The 26315-nt window shown below is 64.6% G+C and carries 26 protein-coding genes and 1 pseudogene; 10 read left to right on the top strand and 17 right to left on the bottom strand.

The features are described 5' to 3' along the window. A pseudogene (locus CH295_RS28205) lies at window positions 1-131 on the bottom strand (citrate/2-methylcitrate synthase); the annotation flags it as partial. 135 nt (window positions 132-266) lie between these two features. Here CH295_RS28205 and pdxH point away from each other — a divergent pair. The 5 genes from pdxH (at window position 267) to CH295_RS03560 (ending at window position 5423) form a co-directional block, all read left to right on the top strand. Beyond that, window positions 267-884: a pyridoxamine 5'-phosphate oxidase gene (gene pdxH, locus CH295_RS03580; protein ID WP_141216950.1), complete on the top strand. Its 618-nt coding sequence runs from the start codon at window positions 267-269 to the stop codon at window positions 882-884. Continuing rightward, window positions 881-2173: an MFS transporter gene (locus CH295_RS03575; RefSeq protein ID WP_082898834.1), complete on the top strand. Its 1293-nt coding sequence runs from the start codon at window positions 881-883 to the stop codon at window positions 2171-2173. The genes pdxH and CH295_RS03575 overlap by 4 nt, the downstream gene beginning before the upstream one ends. Further along, entirely contained in the window at window positions 2157-3086 is a 930-nt protein-coding gene (locus tag CH295_RS03570) for an aldose 1-epimerase family protein (protein WP_094739798.1), read from the top strand. Before CH295_RS03575 ends, CH295_RS03570 begins: the two co-directional genes overlap by 17 nt. After that, complete coding sequence (locus CH295_RS03565) at window positions 3083-4054, top strand: carbohydrate kinase family protein (protein WP_037191725.1); 972 nt, start codon at window positions 3083-3085, stop codon at window positions 4052-4054. The genes CH295_RS03570 and CH295_RS03565 overlap by 4 nt, the downstream gene beginning before the upstream one ends. Window positions 4055-4124: 70 nt before the next feature. After that, window positions 4125-5423, top strand: coding sequence for a citrate synthase (locus CH295_RS03560; RefSeq protein WP_094633051.1), 1299 nt, complete (start codon window positions 4125-4127; stop codon window positions 5421-5423). Window positions 5424-5594: 171 nt separating this feature from the next. On the opposite strand, the gene CH295_RS03555 is transcribed toward CH295_RS03560, so the two are convergent. From CH295_RS03555 to CH295_RS03540, 4 genes are all read right to left on the bottom strand, one after another. Beyond that, a complete protein-coding gene (locus tag CH295_RS03555; protein ID WP_094739797.1) occupies window positions 5595-6992 on the bottom strand; it encodes a hypothetical protein in 1398 nt (465 codons plus the stop codon). Window positions 6993-7015: 23 nt separating this feature from the next. Continuing rightward, complete coding sequence (locus CH295_RS03550; RefSeq protein ID WP_141216947.1) at window positions 7016-7555, bottom strand: hypothetical protein; 540 nt, start codon at window positions 7553-7555, stop codon at window positions 7016-7018. 137 nt (window positions 7556-7692) lie between these two features. Next, the gene (locus CH295_RS03545; RefSeq protein WP_094739796.1) at window positions 7693-9174 is read right to left on the bottom strand and encodes a flavin monoamine oxidase family protein; all 1482 of its coding nucleotides are present in this window, start codon (window positions 9172-9174) and stop codon (window positions 7693-7695) included. Window positions 9175-9324: 150 nt separating this feature from the next. Next, complete coding sequence (locus CH295_RS03540) at window positions 9325-10122, bottom strand: carbon-nitrogen hydrolase family protein (RefSeq protein ID WP_094633055.1); 798 nt, start codon at window positions 10120-10122, stop codon at window positions 9325-9327. Window positions 10123-10168: 46 nt separating this feature from the next. On the opposite strand from CH295_RS03540, the gene CH295_RS03535 reads away from it, so the two are divergent. Continuing rightward, window positions 10169-10810 carry a GntR family transcriptional regulator gene (locus CH295_RS03535; protein WP_094633056.1) on the top strand — a complete coding sequence of 214 codons (642 nt, stop codon included), beginning with the start codon at window positions 10169-10171 and terminating at the stop codon, window positions 10808-10810. On the opposite strand, the gene CH295_RS03530 is transcribed toward CH295_RS03535, so the two are convergent. After that, the gene (locus CH295_RS03530; protein ID WP_037191749.1) at window positions 10782-12131 is read right to left on the bottom strand and encodes an MFS transporter; all 1350 of its coding nucleotides are present in this window, start codon (window positions 12129-12131) and stop codon (window positions 10782-10784) included. The genes CH295_RS03535 and CH295_RS03530 overlap by 29 nt on opposite strands. A gap of 130 nt (window positions 12132-12261) precedes the next feature. Here CH295_RS03530 and CH295_RS03525 point away from each other — a divergent pair, with 130 nt between their 5' ends. Both CH295_RS03525 and CH295_RS03520 read left to right on the top strand, forming a co-directional pair. After that, window positions 12262-12936 carry a DUF2848 domain-containing protein gene (locus CH295_RS03525; RefSeq protein ID WP_037191752.1) on the top strand — a complete coding sequence of 225 codons (675 nt, stop codon included), beginning with the start codon at window positions 12262-12264 and terminating at the stop codon, window positions 12934-12936. Between the two features lie 85 nt (window positions 12937-13021). Next, the gene (locus tag CH295_RS03520) at window positions 13022-13381 is read left to right on the top strand and encodes an FKBP-type peptidyl-prolyl cis-trans isomerase (protein ID WP_032377394.1); all 360 of its coding nucleotides are present in this window, start codon (window positions 13022-13024) and stop codon (window positions 13379-13381) included. Here the strand turns inward: CH295_RS03520 and CH295_RS03515 are convergent. From CH295_RS03515 to CH295_RS03500, 4 genes are all read right to left on the bottom strand, one after another. Continuing rightward, entirely contained in the window at window positions 13374-14411 is a 1038-nt protein-coding gene (locus CH295_RS03515; protein ID WP_037191754.1) for an isopenicillin N synthase family dioxygenase, read from the bottom strand. The two genes, CH295_RS03520 and CH295_RS03515, sit on opposite strands and share 8 nt — an antisense overlap. A 62-nt stretch (window positions 14412-14473) precedes the next feature. Then, the gene (locus tag CH295_RS03510) at window positions 14474-15775 is read right to left on the bottom strand and encodes a sensor histidine kinase (RefSeq protein ID WP_170945727.1); all 1302 of its coding nucleotides are present in this window, start codon (window positions 15773-15775) and stop codon (window positions 14474-14476) included. Beyond that, entirely contained in the window at window positions 15772-16500 is a 729-nt protein-coding gene (locus CH295_RS03505; protein ID WP_037191756.1) for a response regulator transcription factor, read from the bottom strand. The genes CH295_RS03510 and CH295_RS03505 overlap by 4 nt, the downstream gene beginning before the upstream one ends. A 10-nt stretch (window positions 16501-16510) precedes the next feature. Then, entirely contained in the window at window positions 16511-16717 is a 207-nt protein-coding gene (locus CH295_RS03500; RefSeq protein WP_037191758.1) for a hypothetical protein, read from the bottom strand. A gap of 139 nt (window positions 16718-16856) precedes the next feature. Here CH295_RS03500 and CH295_RS03495 point away from each other — a divergent pair, with 139 nt between their 5' ends. Continuing rightward, a complete protein-coding gene (locus CH295_RS03495; protein ID WP_094633206.1) occupies window positions 16857-18185 on the top strand; it encodes a cryptochrome/photolyase family protein in 1329 nt (442 codons plus the stop codon). A gap of 19 nt (window positions 18186-18204) precedes the next feature. On the opposite strand, the gene CH295_RS03490 is transcribed toward CH295_RS03495, so the two are convergent. The 6 genes from CH295_RS03490 to CH295_RS03465 form a co-directional block, all read right to left on the bottom strand. Beyond that, a complete protein-coding gene (locus CH295_RS03490) occupies window positions 18205-19107 on the bottom strand; it encodes a DMT family transporter (protein ID WP_094739795.1) in 903 nt (300 codons plus the stop codon). Window positions 19108-19180: 73 nt separating this feature from the next. Further along, window positions 19181-21037, bottom strand: a complete 1857-nt coding sequence (locus CH295_RS03485; RefSeq protein WP_094739814.1) for a propionyl-CoA synthetase — start codon at window positions 21035-21037, stop codon at window positions 19181-19183. A 125-nt stretch (window positions 21038-21162) separates the two neighbouring features. After that, entirely contained in the window at window positions 21163-21615 is a 453-nt protein-coding gene (locus tag CH295_RS03480) for a hypothetical protein (RefSeq protein WP_094633061.1), read from the bottom strand. Then, window positions 21612-22859: a molybdopterin-dependent oxidoreductase gene (locus CH295_RS03475; RefSeq protein ID WP_094633207.1), complete on the bottom strand. Its 1248-nt coding sequence runs from the start codon at window positions 22857-22859 to the stop codon at window positions 21612-21614. Before CH295_RS03475 ends, CH295_RS03480 begins: the two co-directional genes overlap by 4 nt. A gap of 101 nt (window positions 22860-22960) precedes the next feature. After that, window positions 22961-23563: a TetR/AcrR family transcriptional regulator gene (locus CH295_RS03470; protein ID WP_256986294.1), complete on the bottom strand. Its 603-nt coding sequence runs from the start codon at window positions 23561-23563 to the stop codon at window positions 22961-22963. Further along, the gene (locus CH295_RS03465) at window positions 23560-24231 is read right to left on the bottom strand and encodes a methyltransferase domain-containing protein (RefSeq protein ID WP_252341889.1); all 672 of its coding nucleotides are present in this window, start codon (window positions 24229-24231) and stop codon (window positions 23560-23562) included. Before CH295_RS03465 ends, CH295_RS03470 begins: the two co-directional genes overlap by 4 nt. Window positions 24232-24361: 130 nt before the next feature. On the opposite strand from CH295_RS03465, the gene CH295_RS28070 reads away from it, so the two are divergent. Further along, on the top strand, window positions 24362-24760 hold the full coding sequence (locus CH295_RS28070) for a hypothetical protein (RefSeq protein WP_179274594.1): 399 nt from the start codon (window positions 24362-24364) through the stop codon (window positions 24758-24760). Between the two features lie 70 nt (window positions 24761-24830). Here CH295_RS28070 and CH295_RS03455 read toward each other — a convergent pair whose 3' ends face one another. Beyond that, complete coding sequence (locus CH295_RS03455) at window positions 24831-26315, bottom strand: carboxyl transferase domain-containing protein (protein WP_094739794.1); 1485 nt, start codon at window positions 26313-26315, stop codon at window positions 24831-24833.

Raw genomic sequence — 26315 nt, 5'->3', positions numbered from 1 at the left:
AGTTCTTCGATGTCGACGCCGCGGTAGCGCAGTGCGCCACCGTCCTTGTCGGGTTCGGCGATGTCGGAGGTGAACGCGACGACACCTTCGAGACCGGAGACGAAATCCTCGGGAACTCGTTGAACAGCCATGGCCTGTGGACTCCCTCGTCGCAACTGCACCCGGCTCTGCGCCGCATCCGGGCGTACTTCGTCAGAACCATAGCCGGGATCTACGCGGGAGTAGCGTCTGGGCTTGTGTCTGCAGATGAACAGCGCCTGGCGAACATGCGGGTGGACTACGGAGAGCCCGAGGACCTCGACGTCGATGCTCTGGCGGGCGGGTGGTGTGCGCTGGCGGAGCAGTGGTTGTCCGACGCGATGGCCGCGAATCTGCCCGAGCCCAACGCCATCGTGTTGGGGACGGTCGACGAGGCCGGTAGACCCGCCACCCGCACCGTGTTGTGCAAGGACTTCGACGCAGACGGGGTGGTGTTCTACACCAACTACGACTCGGACAAGGGCCGTGCGCTCACCGCGACACCGTATGCGTCGATCACCTTCCCGTGGATCGGAATTGCCCGCCAGCTCACTGTTCGCGGCCCGGTGGTGAAGGTCGACGCCGAGACCACCGAGGCGTATTGGCGCACGCGGCCCCGCGGCTCCCAGTTGGGAGCATGGGCGTCCGAGCAGTCGCGTCCCGTCGGCTCGCGGGAGGATCTGGCTGCGCGACTGGCCGAGGTGACCGCGACGTTCGACGGAATCGAGGTGCCGGTTCCGCCGAACTGGGGCGGTTTCCGTGTCCGACCGGAGACCATCGAATTCTGGCAGGGCCGAACGAGCCGCATGCACAACCGAATTCGTCTGACGGTGGCAAGCGGTGTGATCGAGCGTCTGCAGCCGTGAGCGGATTGCGCGGCATTCTCGCCGACACCACTCCGCTGAAGACCCCGGCCTACAAGCGGTTGTGGTTGGCGAACATCGTCACCGTCATCGGGGCGCAGCTGTCCATCGTCGCTGTGCCGCAACAGGTTTTCCAGATCACGCTGAGCTCGGCCTATGTGGGCCTCACCGGCGTGTTCGCGCTGGTGCCGCTCATCGTGTTCGGTCTGTGGGGCGGGGCGCTGGCCGATGTGATGGACCGCCGCACTCTGTTGATGATCACCACCTGCGGTCTGATCGGAACGTCGGCGCTGTTCTGGCTGCAGGCGTTCCTCGACCTGAACAACGTGTGGATCATCCTGGTGCTGTTGGCCGTTCAGCAGGCATTCTTCGCGGTGAATCAGCCGACGCGCAGCGCGATTCTCCCGCGAATCCTGCCTGCCGAGCAGCTGCCGGCCGCGAACTCGCTGAACATGACGGTGATGAACTTCGGCGCTATCGCCGGCCCGCTCAGTGCCGGCATCCTCATCTACTACATCGGGCTCGAGACCCTCTATCTGATCGACACCATCGCGCTGTTCGCCACACTGTGGGCCGTGATTCGGCTACCGGGAATTCCGCCGGCGAAGTCGGGTCAGCGAGCCGGGTTGCGTTCGGTGTTCGACGGTTTCGCCTACCTCGCGACGCAGAAGGTGTTGCTGGCCTCGTTCGTCGTCGACATCATCGCGATGGTGTTCGGTATGCCCCGTGCGCTCTTCCCGCAGATCGCGCACGAGAGTTTCGGCGATCCGGCGTCGGGCGGTCCGGTGTTGGGCATGCTGTTCGCCGCGATGTCCGCGGGCGCGGTGGTCGGTGGCGTGTTCTCCGGCTGGCTGCCCCGAGTACGACGGCAGGGTCTGGCGGTGCTGATCTGCATCGTCGTGTGGGGCGTGGCGATGATCGGCTTCGGTCTGGCCGTAGGCGCGGCGACCGACGGGGCCACCACCGTCGCCCTGTGGTTCGCACTGGCGTTCCTCGCCCTCGGCGGCGGAGCCGACATGATCTCCGCAGCCTTCCGCAGCACGATGTTGCAGCAGGTCGCCACCGACGAGATGCGTGGTCGCCTGCAGGGTGTCTTCATCGTCGTGGTCGCCGGTGGCCCGCGCGTCGGCGACGTGCTGCACGGCGCAGCGGCCGCGTCCGTCGGTACCGCGGCCGCAGCGGCAGGCGGTGGAGTGCTGGTCGTCATCGGGGTGTCGATCGCCGCGCTGGCTCTTCCTGCATTCATCCGGTATCGCGTGGGTGCGGTGGTAAAGAATGGCACCCATGGCTGACGCGCAGACGTATTCGTTGACGAGTGGCAAGTATCGGGCAGACATCGCTGCCGTCGGAGCGGGCCTTCGAGTGCTCGAGTACGACGGCGCCCCGCTGACCGAGACGTGGGAGGCGGGTTCGAAGCCGCCGTTGTCGGCGGGACTGGTGTTGGCCCCGTGGCCCAATCGAACGGCCGACGGCACGTTCACGTTCGAAGGCGTCGAGCATCGGTTGGAGATCACCGAGCCTTCGCGGGGCAACGCCAGTCATGGATTCGTCCGACGTGTGGCGTGGACTCTCGTGGAGCACACCGACAGTCGCGTCGAGCAGAGTGTGGACATCGGAACGCATGAGGGTTGGCCGTTCTCGGTGACGGTGACCGTGGTGCACGAGCTGTCGGCCGACGGTCTCACCGTCACCGCGTCGGCGAAGAACACCGGTGATTCGCCCGCGCCGTACGGGATGGGTTTTCACACGTTCGTCAGGGTGGGAGACGTGCCGCTCGACGAGTGCACGCTCGAGCTCTCGGCCGGGACGCGGCTGCCGCTCGACCCGGTTCGCAATCTCCCCGTGGGCAATTCGGTCCCTACGGCCGATACCGAGTACGACTTCCGGCAGCCGCGAACTCTGCAGGGCGTGCAGCTGGACACTCCGTTCAGCGCGTCGCTGCCCGAGGCCGACGGCCGAGCGAACCATGTTCTTCGTGGCCCCGACGGCACCGCGACCGTGCTGTGGACCGACAGCAGCTTCGGTTGGGTCCAGGTGTTCACTGCCGATCCCGCCAACGATCAGGCCTATCCCGATCGAGGACGGGCGTTGGCGATCGAGCCGATGACGTGCCCGCCCGATGTGTTGAACTCCGAAATCGATCTGATCGTGCTGGATCCGGGGCAATCCTGGTTCGGCACCTGGGGAATGAGGTACGAGAAGTGACCATTCTGGTGTGCGGCGAGGCGTTGGTCGATCTGGTTCCGGTGCACGAGGGGCCGCTGCTCTCGCCCAAGCTCGGTGGCGGCCCGTTCAATGTCGCCGTCGCGATAGGTCGACTGGGCTCGCCCGTGGCGTATCTCTCGCGGATTTCCCGCGACCCGTTCGGCGAGCAGATCCTGGCGAGTCTGCGCGACGCGGGAGTGGACACCACGTGGGTGCAGCGCGGCGACGAGCCGACGACGTTGGCGATGACCACGCTCGCCGAGGACGGCAGCGCCGAGTATTCGTTCTACGCCGACGGCACGGCCGACCGCCTCGTTGCCGATCCCGGCGATCTGCCCGACGAGATCAGCGTGCTCTCGTTCGGCACACTGTCACTGCTCTACGAGCCCGGTGCCTCGATGTACGCCGGCCTGCTGCACCGGGCCCGGGCGGCAGGCAAGCTGACGATGCTCGACCCGAACATTCGGCCCGCTGCCATCGACAGCACCAGCGGAGACATCACCGCCGACGGCTTTCGCGACCGGTTCCGTTCGTGGTTGCCCAGCATCGACATCCTCAAGGTGTCCGAGGACGACTCGCATTGGTTGGGGCTCGGAACCCAGGGCACAACGGTCGACGACTGGCTCGCGGCCGGGGTCACCGCGGTGGTCATGACGCGCGGCGGCGACGGAATCTCGGTGTTCACGGCGCCAGGGGAGACGTCGAGCACCGGAGTTGCCGTGGCCGAGGAGATCTCGGTACCGGGTGTCGCCGTCGACGTCGTCGATACGATCGGCGCTGGTGACACCGTGCACGGAGCTCTGCTCAGCTTTTTGCAGAAGGAGAGCATTGTCACATCGAACGCGGTGAAAGAGATGAGCAAGCAAGATTGGCAAGAAGCGCTCGAGTTCGCCGCAAAAGCAGCGGCAATCACGGTTTCTCGACCCGGTGCCGACCCTCCCTGGGCGTCCGAGGCGTCGAGAGACTAGTTTCACTATCGACGTTAGAACTGTCCGCTTCAAGTACGTGTCCGTTACACGAGTTCGAGAGGGACCATTCGTGCCCGCTGAGAATGATGCCAAAGCCACCCTCACCTATCCCGGTGGCGAGTACTCCATGTCGATTGCCGAGGCCTCCGAGGGCAACAACGGCATCGAGCTGGGAAAGTTGCTGGCCACCACCGGCTACACGACGTTGGACGGCGGGTTCGTCAACACCGCGTCGACCAAGTCGGCCATCACCTACATCGACGGCGACGCAGGCATCCTGCGCTACCGCGGTTACCCGATCGAACAGCTCGCGGGCAAGTCGTCGTTCATCGAGGTCAGCTACCTGCTGATCTACGGTGAGCTGCCGTCCGAGGATCAGCTCGAGAAGTTCACCGACAAGATCCGTCGACACACTCTGCTGCACGAGGACCTCAAGCGGTTCTTCGACGGCTTCCCGCGCAACGCGCACCCCATGCCGGTACTGTCGAGCGCCGTCAACGCGCTGTCGGCGTACTACCAGGATTCGCTGGACCCCAACGATCCGGAGCAGGTCGAACTCTCGACCATCCGCTTGCTGGCCAAGCTGCCCACCATCGCGGCGTACGCCTACAAGAAGTCCGTCGGCCAGCCGTTCCTGTACCCGGACAACTCCAAGAGCCTGGTCGAGAACTTCCTGCGCCTGACGTTCGGCTTCCCGGCCGAGCCGTACGAGGTCGATCCCGAGATCGTCAAGGCACTCGACATGCTGCTCATCCTGCATGCCGACCACGAGCAGAACTGCTCGACGTCGACGGTCCGCCTCGTCGGATCCTCGCAGGCCAACCTGTTCACCTCGATCTCCGGCGGCATCAACGCGCTGTGGGGCCCGCTGCACGGCGGTGCCAACCAGGCGGTGCTCGAGATGCTCGACAAGATCAAGGCCGAGGGCGGCGACGCCACGGACTTCCTGCGTCGCGTCAAGAACAAGGAAGACGGCGTCAAGCTCATGGGCTTCGGACACCGTGTGTACAAGAACTTCGACCCGCGCGCGACGCTGGTCAAGGAAACCGCGCACACGATCCTCGGCAAGCTCGGCAACGGCGACGAACTCCTCGAAATTGCGCTCAAGCTCGAAGAGACCGCGCTCACCGACGATTACTTCGTCGAGCGCAAGCTCTACCCCAACGTCGACTTCTACACCGGCCTGATCTACCGCGCGATGGGCTTCCCGCCGCGCATGTTCACGGTGTTGTTCGCGATGGGCCGTCTCCCGGGCTGGATCGCGCACTGGCGCGAGCAGAACGAGGACACGACCGGCAAGATCGGCCGTCCGCGCCAGATCTACACCGGCTACACCGAGCGCGACTACCAGGACGTCAGCTCCCGCTAGCTCCCGCTGTACGACAACGCCGCCGGCTCCCATCGGGAGTCGGCGGCGTTGTCGTGTGTGCCGCGAGTTCGCAGTTACGCAGGCAATATGTCCACTCTGTTCGGCGTAACCGCGAACTCGAAGTTATGGACGCTTTTCGGTCGAATTTCGTCCACAACTTCGAGTTCGCGGTCAGGTCATCGCTACCTCACGCAGCACCTGTCCTGCACCGTCGCTCAGGCGCAACGTATCCGTATCCGTCGGGCCGACCACCAGGTTGCCGCCGACGGGTAGGTCGATGGTGCTGACGAATGCAGACCGCGATCCCCGAGCATCCTCGGTGGCGACGGTGTAGTCACTCGTGGTGGGGGTGTCGGTCGTGAGCGTCATCGATCGCTCGGTTGGGCTGATCTCGGCGACGATCGACGCGCCCGCAGGCAGGCGAAGAGAGGTCGATCGAACCACCCAACCGTCGGACAGGATGGAGATGTCGATCGACGCGTCGCGATCGTTGTCCGCGACGTCGGAGAGCGTGAGCCGCATCGGTGTGTCGATCGAGGCCTCCAACAACGCTGTGTTGTCGTTGTTGATGAACGCTGACCGTCTCACCCGGTCACTGTCGGACACCGACAAGCTCCATTCGACATCGGTCAGATCGACCGGATCGTTGGTGTTGTCGGTGACCAACACCAAGTAGTCCTGGTCCTGCGCACCGACTTCGGAGCAGGAGGGGCACTGATGAACGCCGGTCATCTCGGCCAGCGGAAACAACTTCAACCGATTGTCCGGGGTCCCGGAGAACAGGTAGCTGTCGTCGGCGGGGTCCGCCGAGGTGGTGTAGTACCACGTATCGGCGGCCGTATCGGTGACGATCATCTTCTCGACGCCGGGATAGTTGTTGTCGTAGATGACAATTCCGCGTTTGCTGTCGCCCAGATCGCGTATCGCGATCGGTGTCACGGCATGGCCGGACGTTCCGTCCTCGGTGTAGAAGGCGAGTAGATAGTCCTGCCCTTCGGCCCACGCGGACGTGAGTCGATCGATCACCTCGTCCACAGGTTCGGACATCTCGGAGTCGGCTGTCGGTTCGACCTCCTGGGTGTTGAAGTATCGCGCGATCACGGCATCGGTCGCGGGGGAGGGACGTGCATCGAACAGTGTTGCTCCGGGGGCGACGAAAGACGAGGTGTCGATCGCGTTGCGGTAGGCCAACCCTGCGACCGCGGCCATTCCGAAGCAGTGACCACCGTTCATTCCGTTCTCGAACACCTCCGAGGTGACCCGTCCCATCGGCGAGAGAACGCATCGGTCGCTCTCGGTTCCTGGAGTGCACACGGCATCCCCGAACAGCGATTGCATCGAGGCCGGTGTGAGCCCTTGGCCATGCTCCGCTGTCGACGGTCCCCAGTTGGGGAAGGAGAAGCCGTCCCGCCGAACGTCGAAGCCGGACGAGGCCACGAGCGTGCCCGAACCGGGGTCCATCTCGGTGAACCCTTCCTGAGGTGAAGAACATGCCGACAGCATGACTGCGACGGCGAAAGCCACTGTGGCCCAGCGTCGGCGGGACGGGGTGGCGGAGCGGAGAACCATGGTCGACTCCTCTTTTTCGGTTGTCAATGCTCGAGTACGACCTTGAGAACTGTGACGATCAAACCGACGACGATGGCAACCAGGCCTCCGAGAATTGCCCCACGCCATTTCCTCTTGCTCGAGTGCCAGCCGCTGGCGGCTCCGAGGACGAGCAGGAACAAGAATGCGAGATCGGAAATGGTGTCGAGTGCGCCGTAGGCGGACCACAGACCGCTCACACGTCCGAGCCCGATGATGATGAGCGGCACCACTGTCAGCAGCAGGAAATGTGCTGAGTGCCAGAGCAAATGACGCCTGTCTGCACCGTCGGGCATGTGGTGGTGGCTGTTCACGTACCCCAACCACGACGAGAAGAGGTGCGCGACGGCAGTCGCGACCATCGGCCCGAGGACCATTCCTGTCGCGTCACCGAAATCGACGTCCGTATCGTCCGCTCCGACCACCATCACGGTCATGATGATCACGGTGCCGTAGATCAACGGTTCCGCGTCCAGCATCGCCCACGTCGATCGGCCTCGTCTCCAGGCGTTGTGGCCTGTATCGGGTAGCGCGCGTCCGGTCATGACTGCTCGCCGAAGACTGCGTGCTTCGGCGTGGATCCATCGAGGCCCACCGGAAGTGGTGTTCTTTTCATCGTCGAAAGTCCTTGTTCGAGAGAAGGAGTGTGTGCGTCATCGCGGATGGGGGCTCGTGTTCTCGTTCAGACGACCTCGTGTTCGGCCGGTGCCATGGGGTCGATGTGGCGTGCGGCGCGAAGGCCCGCCTCGATCGCACCCTCGACCCAGCCCGACTTGAACGTGGTGAAGTCGCCGGCCCAGTGCAGCCGGTCCACGGGCTTCTTCATCTCGTCCAACATCCAGCCGCCGTCCAGAGGTGTATCGCCGAAGGCGGCCTTGATCCAGGATTGATCGGGCCAGGAGAACTCGCCGATTTCCACGACGTCCTCGATCATTCCGGGCATGTCGGCGTTGAAGGTGTTCACGAGATCTCGTGCCCGGGTTTCTTTCGGCTGGGCGAGATAGGCAGTTGCGTTGGCACCGGAAAGGTAGAAGAACGCGTTCCCGCGCCCGCCCGGCTCGTTGCCGGTGATGTCGATGAGTCTTTCCCATGGCCGGTCGGAAGCCGCCACGGGCCAACCCCGCACACCGGAATCCAGCCACGTCGGTTTCGAGGTCTGCAGATACACCTTGACGATGTCGCTCCACACCATGCCGTCGACCACCTGCCGTGCTCGATCGGGTAACGCCGGGCGGATGTCGACGTCCTTCAGGACGGTGAAGGGGATCGTCGAAATGACTTCGTCCCCAGTCCATTCGCGACCGTCCGCTGTGGTCACCTCGACGTCCGAACCGCTCTGGTCGATGACCACCACTCGAGAGCCCATGTGGATGCGGTCCTGGGGGAGCCTTTCGGCGAGGGCGCGCGGTATCCGCTCGTTTCCACCCTGCACGCGGTACAAGTTGCGGTCGCCGAAATGGTAGGCGAAGTCGGGAAGCAAACCGAGAACGCTGACTTCCAGTGTGAAACCGCCGGCCTGGGCTGCGACGAGTTTGGCGAAATCGTCCGATGCACCGGCGTCGGCGAGCAATTCACGAACGGTGAATCCGTCGAACTTGTCGGCGGCAGCCGCATCGGGCCACTCCGGGTCGATGACGGTGGTGAAGTCTGCGCCGAGCGGCACGAAATAGCTCGTGAGCATGGAACTCAGTTCGACGGTGCGTTCGGACTCGAGTAGATCCCAGGGTCGACGACCGAGCTGAGTGTTGTTGCCGCGCAGGCCATCTATCAGATATTCGGGAGCGCCGTCGTTCATCGCGACGATCGGGAGCTTCAGAGTGCTCACGTAGCCGGTGACCAACGGCATGTTCAGCCGGAAATGCCCTCCACCGCCCTCGGTGAACTGGCCGTTCTCGTATTCGACGGAGATGAGGCGACCACCGATTCGGTCCTGAGCCTCGAGAACCGTTACCTCGTGACCGCGCCGGTGCAATGCAAGTGCGGCAGTCAGACCCGACATGCCTGCACCGAGAACGAGTACGCGTTTCGGGGAAGATGATCCATCGGTACCGGTGGCGCCGCTCGCGGCGTCGTTGCTCGAGCACGCCGTCGCTGACGTCAACCCGCCCAGCATCGCCGCGATCGACCCGAGTCGTAACGCATCCCGTCGGTTGACCTGCACCATCGTCGTCTCCTTCTGAAACGATGGAAGTGCCCCGCCACTTCTCCGATTCGACAAGCGACATCACACCACGTTTTCACGACGGAGGTGACTCGAAACCGCGTTCCCGCGCCAGGTCTCACGAAAGGCCGAACCTGCACCGAGCAGGATTCGTCACGCGAAGGCGACGCGATTTTTCAATACCGGCAGGTTTGCACGCACGGCGTCGACCAGTTCGGTGTGGATGTCGATGGTCAGCATTCCGGGAGTCGCGTCCAGTTGACCGAGAATCTCACCGGTGGGGGAGCAGACGATGCTGTGTCCCACGCCCAATGGTGCATTGCCTTCGGCGGCAGCGGGTTCGGCTTGGTCGCAGGCTGCGATGAAGGTCGTCGAATCCAACGCGCGTGCGCGGGCGAGCAAGGTCCACTGATCCACTTTGCCCTCACCCGATCCCCACGACGCCGGAACGACGACGAGTTCCGCGCCGAGGTCGCCGAGTTTCTGGAACAGCGAGGGGAATCGGATGTCGTAGCAGGTGGCGAAGCCAACCCGAACTCCGGCGATATCGACCACCAGAGGGTCCGAACCCGGTGCGACGGTGTCGGATTCGGCGAATCCGAAGGCGTCGAACAGGTGAATCTTGTCGTAGCTCGCGTCGATGCCAGGGCCGGTGACGAGCAGAGTGTTGGTCACTCGGTCGTCCTCGGCGGGGGTGAACATCCCGGCGACGACGGTGATCCCTGCGTCCGACGCGATGGAGCGCACCGCGTCGGCCCATTCGCCGTCGAGAGGCTGTGCGAACTTGCGGATGGGTCCGCCGAAGCAGCGCATCGTCGCCTCCGGAAATACCACGAGGTCCGACCCGGCGTGCGCGGCTGCGCGGGCGTGGGTGTCGACGAGTTCGAGGTTCTCGATGGGGTGTTCGCCACTGGTGATCTGGGCGAGGCTGATGCGAATGGTCGAGCTCACGGTGTGACTCCTGGTTTCGTCGGGTGAAGACAGGTATACATATCGTATGCAGCCGCTGTCGGGGAGGGAGAAGGCGTATCTGTTCGTACGCGATCAGGTGCTGTCGTCACCGGCCGCCACCGGCACATTTCTGAACGAACAAGAACTCGCGACTCGAATCGGAGTGTCGCGCACGCCGGTGCGTGAGGCTCTGCTGATGTTGCAGTCCGAGGGCCTGGTCGAGATGGTCCCCAAGCGCGGTGCGCACGTGCCTGCGATGTCCGGACGGCAGATCGCCGAACTGATGGATCTGCGCGGCGTCCTCGAACGGCACGCGGCCACCCGTGCTCTGCGCGCCGGGGACGCTCCGATCGCGGCGATGCAGCATGCGCTCGTGCAGCAGGAATTGCTGATGAACTCCGACAGTGCGGATGCGCCGAAGGAGTTCATCGACTGGGACGGCACGTTCCATCAGAGTTTGATCGATTCGGCGGGGAGCGATCTTCTCTCCCGCACGTACGCCGGGCTGCGCGCTCGGCAGCTGCGGGTGGGTCTGAGTGCCCTGTTCACCGCAGCCAACCGTCAGCATCGGGTGTGCGCCGAGCACCAGGCCATCATCGACGCACTGAGTGTCGGCGACGAGGGCCTGGTGCACGAGAAGATCGACGCTCACCTCGAGGTCACACTTCAGACTCTGCTGCGCGCGTAGCCTTTTCGTGTTCCTGATTCAGTAGCACGTAGTGCTCGTCCTCGGTGGGGTCGGGATTGCGTCCCAGCGCCAGGCCGACGAGCGTCACCGCGCCGACGATCACGATGTATCCGGCGATCGGTACCCAACTGTCGGTCTTGTCGAGCAGGTACACGAAGATCAGCGGTGCCATCGCCCCGCCGAACACACCGGCGATCGTGTACGCCAACGAGCTGCCGGTGGAGCGCAGTCGCACGCTGAACTGCTCGGTGACGAACGCTGCCTGTGGCCCGTACATGAACGAGTGGAACGCCAGGCCCACAACGACTCCGAGGATCAGCAGTGGCAGAGATCCGCCGCCGATGACGAGGAAGAAGATCGCGCTCCAGGCAACGCCGCCCACGGCTGCGACGCCGTACACCAGACGCCGGTTGATGCGGTCGGAGACGGCTCCGGCCAGCGGGATCAGGCCGAGCTGGCACGCCGATCCGATCAGAATGGCCGTGAGCACTTCGCTGCGCTCGAAGCCCAGCTTCTGGGTTCCGTAGGTGATGGAGAAGACCGTGAACAGTGCGTAGATGACGTCGGGTGCGACACGAGACATGATGCCTGCCACCAGTGGTCGCAGTTCGGTCTTGAACACTTCGCTGATCGGAGCTTCGGAGCGATCGCCGCTTTCCTGAAGTGCTTTGAACACCGGGGTGTCCTCGAGCTTCAGTCGAATCCACAGACCGAATCCGACGAGTACGGCCGAGAAGAGGAATGCAACACGCCATCCCCAGGACTCGAACTGCTGGTCGGTCAACGACAGCGTCAGGATTGCGAGTGCGCCGTTGGCGAGCAGGTTGCCCGCCGGTGGTCCGATCTGCGCTGCGGAGGACCAGAAGCCGCGCTTACGGGGATCACCGTATTCACTGGAGAGCAGAACGGCTCCGCCCCACTCGCCGCCGACGGCCACGCCCTGGCAGAACCGCATGGTGACGAGAATGATCGGGGCGGCAATGCCGATGGTGTCGTAGCCGGGGATCAATCCGATGGCGAACGTCGTGACGCCGATGAGCATCAGGGTGATGACGAGCAGCTGTTTTCGGCCGATGACGTCGCCGAGTCGCCCGAAGACGAATCCACCGACCGGACGGGCGATGTACCCGACGGCGTAGGTCGAGAAGGCCAGCAATGTTCCGGTCAGTGGGTCGCTGTCCGGGAAGAAGACCAGCGGGAACACCAGCGCTGCGGCGGCCGAGTAGACGGCGAAGTCGTACCACTCCAATGCCGTTCCGGTCAGGCTGGCGGCAAAGGCCTTGGCCAGGCCCTTTCTATCCACCGAAACTGGTTCGGTCATGACGACTCCTTCGTGTGCCTGGGATCACTCTATCCGTTGTACGTGCTCCATACTTGCTGTATACAAGACGTATGCGCAAGGCTTTCGGCGTATCGGAAACAGAAAATTTACGAGGAGAGGGTCCTTACTGATGCTCACATTCACGTTGCCCGACGGCACGACCGAGTCGGTAGAAGTGACCGCGCTGCTCAATGCGGGCTATGCCGGTCGCAACCAGGAAGAGGTGGCGTCGCACATCGCCGAGCTGGCCGAACTGGGCGTACCGGCTCCGACGGTGACCCCGGCGCTGTATCCCATCTCGCCGTATCTGGCCCAGCAGACCGATGCCGTCGCCGTGCAACACGGTCGTACCTCGGGTGAGGCGGAATGGGCTCTGGTGATCTTGGGCGACACGATCGACGACGTGCTGCTCACGGTTGCCTGCGACCATACCGACCGTGACCTGGAAGTTCACAGCGTCGCGTGGAGCAAGAACGCGGCTCCCGACGTGCTCGGCACCGGTGCGTGGCGGTTGAGCGAGGTGGCCGACCGACTGGACGAGATCACCCTGACCGCGTGGGCCGACGGAGTGCTCATCCAGTCGGGAACGCTCGGTGATCTTCTCGCTCCGCAGTACTGGCTGGACGTGCTCACCGAACGTGGACTGTTCTCGCGTGGAACGGTATTGATCTCGGGCACCATCTCGATGCACCACGGGGTGAATCAGTTCTCCGACGCCTGGAAAGTGGAGATGACCGACCCTGCAAACGACAACACGTTGACCTGCGAATACAAGACGAATTTGATGCCAGCTCCGATCGGTTGACCGTCACGACGTAAAGTCGAAGCGGAATATGCCCAGAGCTTCACAGCCGGCGTCGGCGGGCCGGCATCAACCGCAGGAGACTTCAGTGACGAAGCCAGTGATCGAATTTCAGGCCGGACCGGCACCCTTGGACTTGGTGACGGTCGACCTCGTCGAGGGTGACGGCGCAGAGGCAGTTGCAGGCGGCACCGTCGAGGTGCACTACGTCGGAGTCGAGTTCGATTCGGGCGAGGAGTTCGACTCGTCCTGGAACCGCGGCGAATCCATTCAGTTCCCGTTGCGCGGGCTGATCCAGGGTTGGCAGGACGGCATTCCCGGAATGAAGGTCGGCGGACGCCGTCAGCTCACCATTCCGCCGGAGCTCGCCTACGGCCCCGCAGGCGCGGGCCATCGCCTGTCCGGCAAGACGCTCGTGTTCGTCATCGACCTGCTCGACGTCAAATAACTGCAGGTCCGGCAACGGCATTGCGTACCCGCTCGGCTTCGCGGGTGGCCGAGGAGTTGGCAGTTCCCCCTCGGGAACCCGCAAGCTTGGCGTGAATGTGCTCGGCTACCGTCACCGGTTCGTATCGGGCCACGTCGCCTGACTCGATGCACGACGGCAGTGGCGCGATCACCGCGTCGAGGTTGCCGTCGTGGAAGAACGCGGCAGAACGCCTGCGCTGGATCGTCGCGTCGGTGATCGGCGGACGCACCCGATGCAGCGTCGACATCCAGCGATCGTTGGTCAGTCTGGCTGTCAGATCTCCCAGGTTCACCAACATCGCTCCGTCCGCGGGTTGCACGTCGTGCCACCGTCGATCGGTCCCGAGAACCTGAAGACCGGGCACTCGATCGGCCCACAGCACCGTCACCAATCCGTAGTCGGTGTGTTCACTCATGCCGGTGAGTTCGGCGTCCGGCACCTGCATTCCGGGTTCGAGCGCGTAGTTGTTCATCCGCAGGGTGTCCAGCGATCGATCGGTGATGTCGGAGAACGTATTCGGTGAGACGCCGAGTGCGTCGGCGAATACCGTGGTCAGCGTCCGGGCCACGCGTGCTGCCTCCGCGAAATACTCGTCAACGGCGCGCTGGAACCCCGCAGTGTCGGGCCAGGTGTTCGGTTCGCCGGTGCCGACGTTGAAGGCCTCGAAGTAATCGTTCATGCCCGACGCCGATTCGACTCCCAGACTCAGGCTGAGCGATTCGCTCTTCGGAGCGGTGTAGCCCCGATTGCGTTCGGGCGGGCAGATGTAGGCCCGCTTCGTCGCCGAGTCGAGTCCGAAGAACGAATCCATCGCCGACGCGAGTCCGGCCACGGTGTCCTCAGGAATGCCGTGTCCGAGAATCTGCATGAAACCGACTGTGCTGCAGGCGTAATCGACGTCCTCGGCGACGCTGCGGCGGGCGGTTCCATCGGCCGTCGCGGTGGGATCACCCAGAACGTACGGGGAGATGTCGATGGTGGGGACGAAGAAGTCCGACGACGTGTGCATGGGTACATGATCCTCGGCTCGGATGGCCCCGTAGGTTTCTCCCGCGTAAAGACTGCCGTACGTCAGCTGTCCTGCAGCTCCAGCACCAACCGGGCACCGCCCAGCGGACTGTCGGTGAACCAGGCCCGCCCACCGTGCAATTGGGCTTGCTGCGCCACCAGGGCGAGGCCGAGTCCCGAGCCGCCCTTGGCTGCTCGGGTGCCACGCTCGAACCGGCCGAACACCGTCTCTCGTTCGTCGAGGGGAACGCCGGATCCGTTGTCGTCGATCAGGACACGTACTGTCGCGCCCTCGCGTTCGGCGGTGATGACGATCGACGTCGCGTTGCCGTGCCGAACGGCGTTGCCGATCACGTTGTCGACGGCCAGTCGAAGGCCGGTCGGCAGAGCGCGCATGGTGATCTCGGAGTCGGCCGCGTATTCGACGCGTATGTCGAGTCCGGGATGCAGCCGCTGCGCGTCCTGGGCTGCGACGTCGCAGATGTCGATGATGTCGGTCTCGACTCTGTCGCCCTCACTGGACAATTCGCCCGATGCCAGTCGTTCCAGGGCGGTCAGCGTCGTCTCCACTCGGCCCTGCGTGCGCTCGAGATCGCCCAGGATCTCCTGCTGCTGCGCCGGCTCGAGGTCGAGGGTTCTGAGCACCTCGATGTCGGTGCGCATCGCAGTCAGTGGGGTCCGAAGCTCGTGTGCGGAGACGGCCGCGAAGTCGCGTGCGGTGTCGAGCGCGGCATTGGTGCGGTCCTGTGCCTCGTTCAGTCTGGTCAGCATGCCGCCGATCGCAACGGCGAGCGCATCGGCTTCGGTGACACCGGTGCGGGTTTCGGGCGCGGTCGGTGGTTGGGCGCTGACCTGCCGGGTCAACGTCACCAACGGTCTGACGGCCCTGCCACCGAAGAGCCAGCCCAGGCCGGTGGACACCGCGATCGCGGCGAGTCCAAGCAGGAGCACCTGCTTCTGTTGCTCGTCGGTGACCTGTTGCGCTTCGATGGCCGGCACGCCGATGGAAATCGAGATGGACGAGACCGCGGTCGATACGGCGGTGTAGACCCGGAAGCGTTGCCCGTCGACGTCCACGGTCTGCGACCCGGTATCGAGCGCGGGTAGCCGCGTCGGTGTGGACGCGACGACGATGTCGCCACTTCGGATGGTGACGGCGAACGCTCCGGAGAGCTGATCGAGGAAGGCTTCCAGCGTCGTCGAGGTCGGCACCAGCACCTGAGATGCCGTCGTCAGTCGCTCGTCGAGTTGATTGACGTTGTTGCGTGAGATGGCGACCGAGGTGACCACGGAGAGGGCCGCGACCACGAGGGTGGCGCCGAGGGTCGTGGCGGCGGCCACGCGGGCGCGCAGCGAGAAGCTCATGCGGTGTCCCGGACGACGAAGCCGACTCCGCGGACCGTGTGCAGGATTCGCGGCGAGCCGTCTGCCTCGAGTTTGCGTCGCAGATATCCGACGAACACGTCGACGACATTGGTGTCGGCGACGAAGTCGTAGCCCCAGACCAGTTCGAGCAGTCGTTCTCGCGTGAGAACGACGCCCTTGTTGCGGGCCAGGATGGCCAGCAACTCGAACTCTCGCTTGGTCAGGTCGATGTCGGCTCCGCCGCGGTGGACACGATAGCCGGGGATGTCGACCACCAGGGTTCCGACGGCGACGGCCGAGTTCGGTGCACCCGAATCGGCCACCGGCACAACCGGACCGGTGCCGCGGCGACGCAGCATGGCCCGGATCCGAGCGACGAGTTCGGCCAACACGAACGGCTTGGTGAGGTAGTCGTCGGCACCGGATTCGAGTCCGGCGATCCGATCGTCCACCGAGCTGCGAGCGCTGAGCACGCAGATGGGAATGTCGTTTCCCATGGCACGCAGCGCGGTCACCACGCTGGCACCGTCGAGCACCGGCATGTTGATGTCGAGCACGATGGCGTCGGGGGTGGAGCGCGACACCACGCCGAGCGCCTCCGCGCCGTCCGAGGCGGTGATGACGGTGAACCCGGACAGGCGCAGTCCGCGTTGCAGCGACGACAACACGTCTGCGTCGTCGTCGACGACGAGAACGGTGGCGGGGGTGCTCGGCGATTCGGTCACCGGGCCAATGCTATGCAACCCAGCTGTCGACGGTGGTGCGGCGTTCCTCGGGTGTCTTGGCGAAGAAGTCCTCGAGGGCACTGCGGCGGCCGGTGTCGGCATCGAGTGACCACGCCAGCGCGGGTGCCTTGGCGTAGAGCTGCTCGTAGTACTTCTCGAAGGTGCAGGTGCTGTCCACCAGGGAAAGAGCGCCGGGGAAGGGGCGTGTGTTCGTCATGGTGTTCTCCTTTTCTCTTCTGTGTTTCCCAAGGTAGAGCCCCATGTTGCGGCCATGGTGAGTCGTCGTTGGCGGTTCTCTGAGAATCGAACGAGCGAGGGAGGGATTGCTCGGGGCGGGGGTGGGTAAGACTGACAGCATGTCGATCGTCTGGTTTCGCCGTGATCTCCGTCTGGGGGATCTGCCCACCCTCACCGCCGCTGCCGAGTCGGGAGATCCGGTGCTCGGACTCTTCGTGCTCGACGATCGTCTGCTGAAGCCCTCCGGCGGGCCGCGCAAGGATTTCCTGTTCCGCTCGCTCGAAGCACTCGACGAGCAACTCGGGGGTCGGCTGATGGTGGTGCACGGTGACCCCGAGACGGTGGTCCCGAAGGTGGCGAAGGCGATCGGCAGCGAGGACGTGCACATCAGTGCCGATTACGGCCCCTATGGGCGCGAGCGCGACGCACGGGTCGGCGAGAAGGTGACCCTGGTCGAGACCGGGTCTCCGTATGCAGTTGCCCCCGGGCGGATCCTCAAGAACGACGGGGAGCCGTACAAGGTGTTCACGCCGTACTCACGGCAGTGGATGGACCACGGTTGGCGCGGTCCGGCGGACACCTCGGCCGACTCCGCCGAGTGGATCGACCCGGACGAGGTCAAAGGTGTTCGACGCGTGAAGATTCCCTCCGAGAAGGAGGCCTCCGATGCGGCAGCCGGTGAGGCAGCGGCTTCGAAGCAGTGGAAGGAATTTCTCCACGAGGTCTCGGCGTACGACGACGAGCGCAACCGTCCCGATCTCGACTCGACGAGTCGGATGTCGGTGCACTTGAAGTACGGAACCATTCACCCGCGAACGATGCTCGCCGACCTGGGCAAGCTCCGCAACGAGGGCGCGGCGTCGTATCGTCGACAGATCTGCTGGCGAGACTTCTACGGCGACATCCTCTTTCAGCGTCCCGACAGTGCGCGTGAGAACTACGTCAAGAAGTTCGATGCGATCGAACTGGACTCGGGCAAGCACGCCGACGAGCTGTTCGAGGCCTGGTGCAAGGGCGAGACCGGCTTCCCGATCGTCGATGCCGGTATGCGGCAGTTGAACTCGGAGAAGTGGATGCACAATCGAGTTCGCATGATCGTCGCGTCGTTCCTGGTCAAGGATCTGCACCTGCCGTGGTGGCGGGGAGCCCGGTACTTCATGCAGCATCTCGTCGACGGAGATCTGGCCAGCAATCAGCACGGCTGGCAGTGGACGGCAGGAACCGGTACCGACGCCTCGCCGTACTTCCGAGTGTTCAATCCCATCACCCAGGGCGAGAAGTTCGATCCCACCGGCGAATACGTACGACGCTGGGTGCCGGAGTTGCGCGGTGAAGAAGGAAAAGCCGTGCACACGTTGAAGTTCGGCCGACCCAAGGAATACGTGGATCCGATTGTCGACCACAAGCACGAGCGGGAAGTGGCGATCGCACGCTTCAAGGCGCTGTAACACCTCACCGCCGTGACCCCTATCTTCTGCGGGACAACCCGACTCCCACCAGGCAGATCACTCCGCCGACCACGGCGAGGACATGCGGAACCTCGCCCAGCAGCAGCCAGGCCAGAACGATCGTGATCGGCGGGACCGCGTACGTGGTGATACCGAGCTTGCCTGCGTTCATTCGCGTCAACGCGTAGGCCCAGGTGCTGAACGCGAGTGCAGTCGGGACGAGTCCGAGGTAGATCAAGCCGCCGGTGGCACCGGCCGACGCGGACCCGAGGTCGTCGAGCAGAGCCGGTGCGAACGGCAGCGTGCAGACCATACCGATGGTGCATGCCATCCACGTGACCTGAAGTCCGGGGACGGTGCGCAGCACCGGCTTCTGGCTGAGCACTCCGATGGCATAGGTCACCGCGGACACCAGACACAGCGCGATGCCGAGGAAGTCGGCGTCCGTCTTGGTGGTGGACGTGGTGGTCACCGCCGTGACGACACCGACCATGACTGCGCCTGCGAACGCGATGCCCGCACCGATCACCAGCCACCTCGGAAAGCCCTCGCCCAGAAGCAGACCTGCGAACAGGGCAACCAGAATCGGACCGATCTGAATGATCATCGACGTCGTTCCGGCGTCGACGCGTTGCTCGGCGGCATTGAGGGCGACGTTGTAGATGCCGAACCAGAAGACACCGATACTGACGATCTGCAGCCACTGCGTGCGGTTGGGCTTGACCCACTGTTTTCTGACCAGAACTATCGCGCCGAGCGCGAACGATCCGATGAGCAATCGCCCCAATGCGAGCGGGCCTGCCCCGAAGGATTCGCCGACGCCGCGAATCGCCACGAATGCCGAGGCCCACGAGACCACCGTGATGGTGACCGCACCGAGGGCGAGCCAGTCGACGGCAGGGCGGGTGTCGAGATCTGTCATGAGCACGACGCTATCGCGCGGGACATCCCTGTGGCGCGCGGGTTTCGGCCATGGTTGCTCGTATTCCCGCCGCCTATCTGCCGAGCAACTTCTCCAACGCATCGAGTACTGCCGGATCCTCGATGGTCGACGGCACGCCGTACTCCTCACCGGCGACGATCTGCCGCATCGTCTTCCGCAGGATCTTGCCGGAGCGGGTCTTCGGCAGTGCGCCGACGATCGTCACGTCGCGGAAGGTCGCGAGTGCGCCGATCTGATCGCGCACCATGGCCACCAGTTCGGTACGCAGTTGATCCTCGGTGATGGTCTCCCCGGCCTTGAGCACCACGTAGCCGCTGGGGCGCTGGCCCTTGAGGTCGTCGTGGATACCGATGACGGCGCACTCGGCAACCGCCGGGTGACCGGCCAGTACCGCCTCCATCGATCCGGTGGACAGGCGGTGTCCGGCCACGTTGATGACGTCGTCGCTGCGGCCGAGCACGTAGACGTACCCGTCGGCGTCGATGTACCCGGAATCGCCGGTGAGGTAGTACCCCGGGAACGTGTCCAGATACGAACGCTGAAAACGTGATTCGTCGTTCCACAGCCCCACCAGAGCGCCCGGTGGCAACGGCAGCTTCACGACGATGTTGCCCTCGGTGCCTGCGTCCACCGGTGCTCCGGTCGCGTCGAGGATACCGACCTGGAATCCCGGCACCGGCACCGTCGGTGAGCCCGACTTGATCGGAAGTGGTTCGAGTCCGCGAAGATTGGCGCAGATCGCCCAGCCGGTTTCGGTCTGCCACCAGTGGTCGACCACGGGGCGGTCCAGGGTTCGCGAAATCCACTCGTACGTATCGGGATCGAGGCGTTCACCGGCGACGAACAGCGCCTCGAGCGACGAGATGTCGTACTTCTCGAGCTCGGCGGCGTGCGGGTCCACCTTGCGAATGGCTCGTAGTGCCGTCGGCGCGGTGAACAACGCACGGACGCCGTGATCCTGGATCACCCGCCAGAACGCGCCCGCATCGGGAGTGCCGACGGGCTTGCCCTCGTAGAGAACCGTTGTGGCACCGGCGAACAGCGGTCCATAGACGATGTACGAGTGCCCGACGACCCAGCCGACGTCGGACGCCGTCCACATCACCTGACCGGCACCCACGTCGTAGATGTTGCGCATCGACCACGTCAACGCGACGGCATGACCGCCGTTGTCGCGCACCACACCCTTGGGCTTTCCGGTCGTGCCCGAGGTGTAGAGGATGTACAGCGGATCCGTCGCCTGCACCGAAACCGGTTGGGCGGCGGTGGCGTCGGCGATGAGGGTGTCCCAGTCCAGCCAATCGTGGCCGCCGGGGATACCGTCGCGGGCCTTGACGATCACCGCGGGGACGGCCGCGGTCGTGAGAGTCAGGGCGCGTTGCACCAGCGGGAGGTATTCGATGACGCGGCCCGGCTCGAACCCGCCGTTGGCGGTGATCAGCAGGACCGGCTCTGCGTCGTCGATTCTCGCTGCCAGCTCGTTGGCTGCGAAGCCGCCGAACACCACCGAGTGCACTGCGCCGAGCCTGGCGCACGCGAGCATGGCGACAACTGCCTCGGGAATCATCGGCAGATAGATCACCACGCGGTCGCCTCGGGAGACGCCGTTGCTGCTGAGCACTCCCGCGAAACGGGCAACCTGATCGAGTAGTTCGGCGTAGGTGTAGCTGCGGGTGAGTCCGAGCATCGCCGAGTCGTAGATCAACGCGGTCCGGTCGCCGTGCCCCGCGTCGACGTGCCGATCGAGCGCGTTGAAGCAGGTGTTCAGGCGGGCTCCGGGAAACCAGTGCGAGCCGTCGAACGCAGTGGTGGGAGGGGTGTCCCAGTCGACTCCCGCCGCGGCGTCGAGCCAGAATTGCTCGCGGTTGTCGATGCTGTCGTCGAACGCCTGCCGATACTCGCCACTCATGTTGTGGAGCGTAGTTCGGGGCTGCGTGGTGCGGGCCGGGTTGCGCACTACCGGCGACGACCGGCGGGATCCCGTCGACCGGCGGTCGTTGCGTGCAACCGTGCCCGGTGCACGTCAAGATTGCGTCAACGCCTCTGTCTGAGCATTTCGCGGCCGCCGTAGAACGCTGCGCTGGCCGCGAACATCCCCGCTACCAACAGCAGCCATCGCATCGCGTACGGCTCCTGTGTCTGACCCGTGGCGGCCTCGTAGGTCTCACTCCCGTGGGCGAAGATCCCCGGTGCGAAGAGCAGCAGGCTCAAACCCGCCCCGAGCGCGGGGATGCGCACCGCGTTGACGAACCTGCCCAGACGACTGACCAGCGTCCGGTCCAGCGCGGCGTACAGCGGAAAGAGGATCGCATCGTGCACCACCGCTGCCCCGACGAACCAGAGACCGATGGACTGCCACCACGTATCGGTGTTCCACAGGGCGGGGAAGCCGATCGTCAGGACGACCGCGCCGGCCAGGGCGAGGCAGCAGGCCGTGACCGCGAGATGCATCGGTCCTGCGCCGTACCTGGCTCGAAACGTTGTCATGCTCGCTCCTCGAAGAATTCGACGGACTCGATCCACTTGGTGGCGTGCACTCCGGGTATCGCCGGCATCATGATTCGAGCGGGGTAGCCGTGATCGAGTGACAGGTCGGCCCCGTTCACTTTCAGTGCGAGAAGTGAATCCGGATGCATCATCTGGTGTCCTCCGAAGGTGACGCGGTTGAACGACCCGACGGGTTCGAGCGACCGCACCTCACCGGTATCGACGGCATCGACACCCACGAGTGCCGCCAGATCTCGGAGCGGAACTCCGGTCCACGTCTGAACCGTCGACCAGCCCTCGACGCAGGAGATCGGGAGTTCGACGGTGTGCAGGTCCATCTGCTCGAGTTGAGCTCGGGTGAGTACTACCTCGGTACCGCCGGCCAGTACGGTCAGCCGCCACGCATCGCCTGTCTGCGCATCGGTGACGCCTGCGGACTGCGCGGTGCGGTTGATCTGGAAGTCGTTGGGGCCGTCGCCGTACGAGCGTCCGCGAGGCAGCAGTATCGCCGCTGAGCGCAGTGGTCCGCCCGTCGTCTGCCCAACGCTGAGGACCGCGACGAACAGTGCGCTGCCGCCCACGAGGGTGAGAGCTCCGCGTCTGCTGATCGTCGCCGGAGCGGGATCGGTTGCAGCAAGACCGGATTCGTCGTCGGCATCGGGCACCGTATCGGCGACGCGAATGCGCATCAACTCCAGGAACGGTCGGGTTCTCAACGCCGTCACCATGGTCGGAAGCTTGAGCGCCACGTGGGCGAGAAAGCCGGCGACGAACACCCAGGCGCCCCAGTAGTGCGCGGTGTAGAAACTGAAACCGAAGATGTAGTCGTACTGAATGTTCAGGACGCCGGTGATGATCTCGAAGAGGATGCCACCGACCAACGCCAGCAACGAGATTCGCTCGAGAAGGTGCGCGACACTGCGAACCGGGGGCATCTCGATCAGTTTCGGGATCACCGACCACAGCTTGGCCAGCACGATCGGCACCATGACCAGTCCGAGTCCCACATGCAGGCCCTGGGTGAGCCGATAGAGCCAGGCGGGCTCGGTCGGCCAGTCGAACGACGGAATTCGTAGCCACCCGACGTCGCCTGGCATGGCCTGGCCGAACTGTGGGCCGTATGCGGCCCAGGAGATGAATCCGGTGATCGTCACGATCGGCAGGGCGACGAGCAGGACGGACGCCAGGACCGACGTGAACCAGACACCGCGGATCGGGCTACGGAACGTGGGAAGTCGCTGCATTCTGGTTCCCGTCTCCAATTTTGTACCCAGTAGTACAAACTGTGAGGTCGAGATTAGCGCACTCGGGGTCCTTTCGCCAGGGCTGGTCTCGGCGTCGGATGTCAGGTCGCGCGCCGCCGCAACGCGGCAACTGCTGCGTCCAGCGTGTCGCGCAGCGGTTGCACATCGCCCGCGATGCGAGCGATCAGCATTCCGCCTTGCAGTGAGGCGATCAAGGTAGCGGCCGCGGCGGCGGGATCGGTCGCGACGTCGAGTTCGCCTCGGTCGATCATGCGACGAAGTCCCTGCTCGAGAGGTTGCTCCCAGCGTCGGAACGCGGCGTTCAGGGTGGGAACGAAGGCCGCGTCGTTCTTCAGTTCTGCAGCGAGAGAACCGAGAGGGCACGAGAACGGGCCACCTGGTTGTTCGTGATTTCGCACGATCTCGGCGGCCCATGCGTCGATGTCCTCGAGGCTGTCGATGTGGGCCAGGCGTGGCTGGGCGGCGAGGACGCGCTCGAGCTGACGTGCGATAACGGCCTCGACCAGGTCCGACTTGTCGGAAAAGTAGTGGTAGAGCTGCGACTTTCCGGTCTCGGAGGCAGCGAGTACGTCGTCGAGAGTGGTTCCCGCGACACCGTGGTCGTACATCATCGACGCTGCGGCGTCGACGATCGCAGCTCTGGTTCGTCTGCCCTTGGCCGTTCTCGGCAGCTCCTTGCTCACGGGTGCTCGGCTCCTCGGTCGATGCTGTGAACAGCGAGTTCCACGAACACTCGTCCGTTCGATTCGATGGTTCGACGGGCTCGAAGGCCCGCGGTCACCGCCAGCGCGCGCAGCGAGCTGACGCCGACGCTGGCCCAAGTGAACCACTCGCCCACCGAGTCACCGGTTTCCCATCGGACCATTCGGTTCCGATCGTCGACATCGGGCGTGGACTCGACTTCGACGATGGCCGTCCCACTCTGGTGCAGCAGCGCACGAACCGTCGCCAGTAGTGCTGCGGGATCACCACCGATGCCGATGTTGCCGTCCGCGAGCAGTACGTGTGACCAATGGCCGGCGCGGGGGAGTGCCGAGAAGATGTCCTGTTCGACGGCGAATCCGCCCCGTTGATTCGTGATCTCCACAGCGACCGAGGACGTATCGACTCCCAGAGCGGGAACGCCGGCTCGGGTGAGCGCTTCGGTCAAACGTCCTGGTCCGCAGCCGAGATCGAGGGTGGGGCCGGTGCAGAAAGCGATCGAGGCTTCGTCCGCCCTGATGTCTTCGATCGTCGAATGGGTCCCGCCCATCCAGCGCGCGATCGGAAGTTCGGTGCGGCGGCCGTCGTAATCGGTGATCCACGAGGGCAGGCCGGCTCGGCCGCGGCGATAGACGTCGTCTGCAATCACCCGATTGAATGTACCAGCGGGTACAGTGGGAGGCGTCGCGAGACGAAGTCCATCAAATTTTCTGCCGGTGCCGTCAAGATTGCGTCAACACCTCTGTTCGACGCCACCGCGCGGCGCAAGACTTCTTCTCATGACACTTCTCGACATGCTTCCGTCCCTCGGTGCCGCATACGTTGCGCGGTGCGATCCAGCGCTCTGGCCTGCAGATACGCACTGCGTCTGTGGCCGCATCACGGTCGACGGCGTTGCGCTGGAGGATCTGGCCGATGCGCAGGGCACTCCGGTGCAGTGGGGCTCGATTCTGGTGACTCGGGTGCGCTCGGTCATCGCAGGCGAAGTGGGCGTCGATGCCGACTTCGGGGATCTGCTGCAGGCCGTCGTGGTCAATCGGCATTCGGTGGGCCCGGTGGTCAAGGTCGATGTGCACGGCCCGGGTCGACGCTGCGTCAGTCCGGTGGAGTTGCCCGCCGATCTTCGCGCAGGTGACGTGGTAGCGCTCGTGACCTCGCAGGTGCACGAAAACTCGTAGCAGGGGGCGAGGCGGGAGTGGAGCCTGCGGAACGACCCGAAGGCACCTCGCTCACATGCGGCGAAGCCGCTCATCCCAGCGAGCGGTAGCGGCCGAGTCTGTTCCGAGTTCGGGTTTCGGGATCGACGATCGACAGCGCATGCAGTTCCCGGACGATGGCGTCGGCGATGCGGCCGGAGAACGCGGCGGGCTCGTCGGCGGCGTCGGGGAGTTCGGGGACGACGGCGTCGACGATGCCGTCGCGCAGGAGGTCGACCGACCTGATGCCTTGGGCCTCGGCCATGTCCGGGGCGTGCACGATGTCGCGGTGCACGATGGCACTGGCACCCTCCGGCGGAAGTGGTGCGAGCCAGGCGTTCTGGGCGCACAGCACCCGGTCGGCGGGAAGAAGCGCGAGTGCTCCACCGCCGGTTCCCTGGCCGAGGAGAATCGAGACGGTCGGGGTGTCGACGGTGACGAGATCGGAGATCGATCGCGCGATTTCCGGTGCCAGGCCACCTTCTTCGGCTTCCTTCGACAGTGCAGCGCCGAAGGTGTCGATCACCAGCACCAGCGGTAGGCGTAGTTCCTCGGCGAGGCGCATGCCGCGTCGCGCCTCTCGCAATGCCGCCGGACCCATCGTGGCGGTGGCGGAGCTGCTGCTGCGGTCGTTTCCGAACAGCACGCATGAGACACCGCGAATGCGGCACAGCGACAACAGAATCGACGTGTCGGCCTCGCCCTGGCCGGTGCCGCTGAGCGGAACGTGTTCGCTGGCTGCGTGTTCGATGAGTTGTCGAATGCCTGGCCGATCTGCGCGACGCGACGACTGCACCGAATGCCAGGCAGACTGCTCCGGTATCTCGGCCGGCTCATCGCCGGTGAGATCGGGCCACACGGTGGCGTCGAGAATTACTCGAAGTGCGCGAATCAGTAGGTGACGCAGGTGATCCAGCGGCACCACGCCATCGATGACGCCGTGCTGGTAGAGGTTCTCGGCGGTCTGGACACCGTCGGGAAATGGTTTGTCGTACAACGCCTGATAGACCCGCGGGCCGAGAAATCCGATGAGCGCGCCGGGTTCGGCGACGGTGACGTGCGCCAACGACCCCCAGGACGCGAACACGCCTCCGGTCGTCGGATTGCGCAGATACACCAGGTACGGCAGGTGCGCCGCCTTGTGCGCGGTGACGGCGGAGGCGATCTTGACCATCTGCACGAAAGCCAACGTCCCCTCCTGCATACGAGTGCCGCCGGAGGTGGGGGAGGCAATGAGCGGCAGGCCCTCTGCGGTGGCGCGCTCGATCGCGGAGGTGATGCGTTCGGCCGCCGCGACGCCGATCGAACCGGCGAGAAAGGCGAACTCGCAGGCGATGATCACCACGCGTCGGCCGTCGATGGTGCCCTCGCCCGTCAACACCGACTCGTCGACCCCGCTCTTCTCGCGAGCTTTCGCCAGGTCGCGCTGATACGAGTCGTTGGGGTGAACGTCGACCGGCTCGGAGTCCCAGGACACGAACGATCCGCCGTCGAGAACGGAGTCGAGAATCTCGGCGGCGGATGTCCGTGGGCTCAT

Source organism: Rhodococcus sp. 14-2483-1-2 (assembly GCF_002259405.1).
Classification (GTDB): domain Bacteria; phylum Actinomycetota; class Actinomycetes; order Mycobacteriales; family Mycobacteriaceae; genus Rhodococcoides.
Note: the sequence above shows the minus strand (reverse complement) of the source record. Positions and strands in the feature narration are given on the sequence as shown.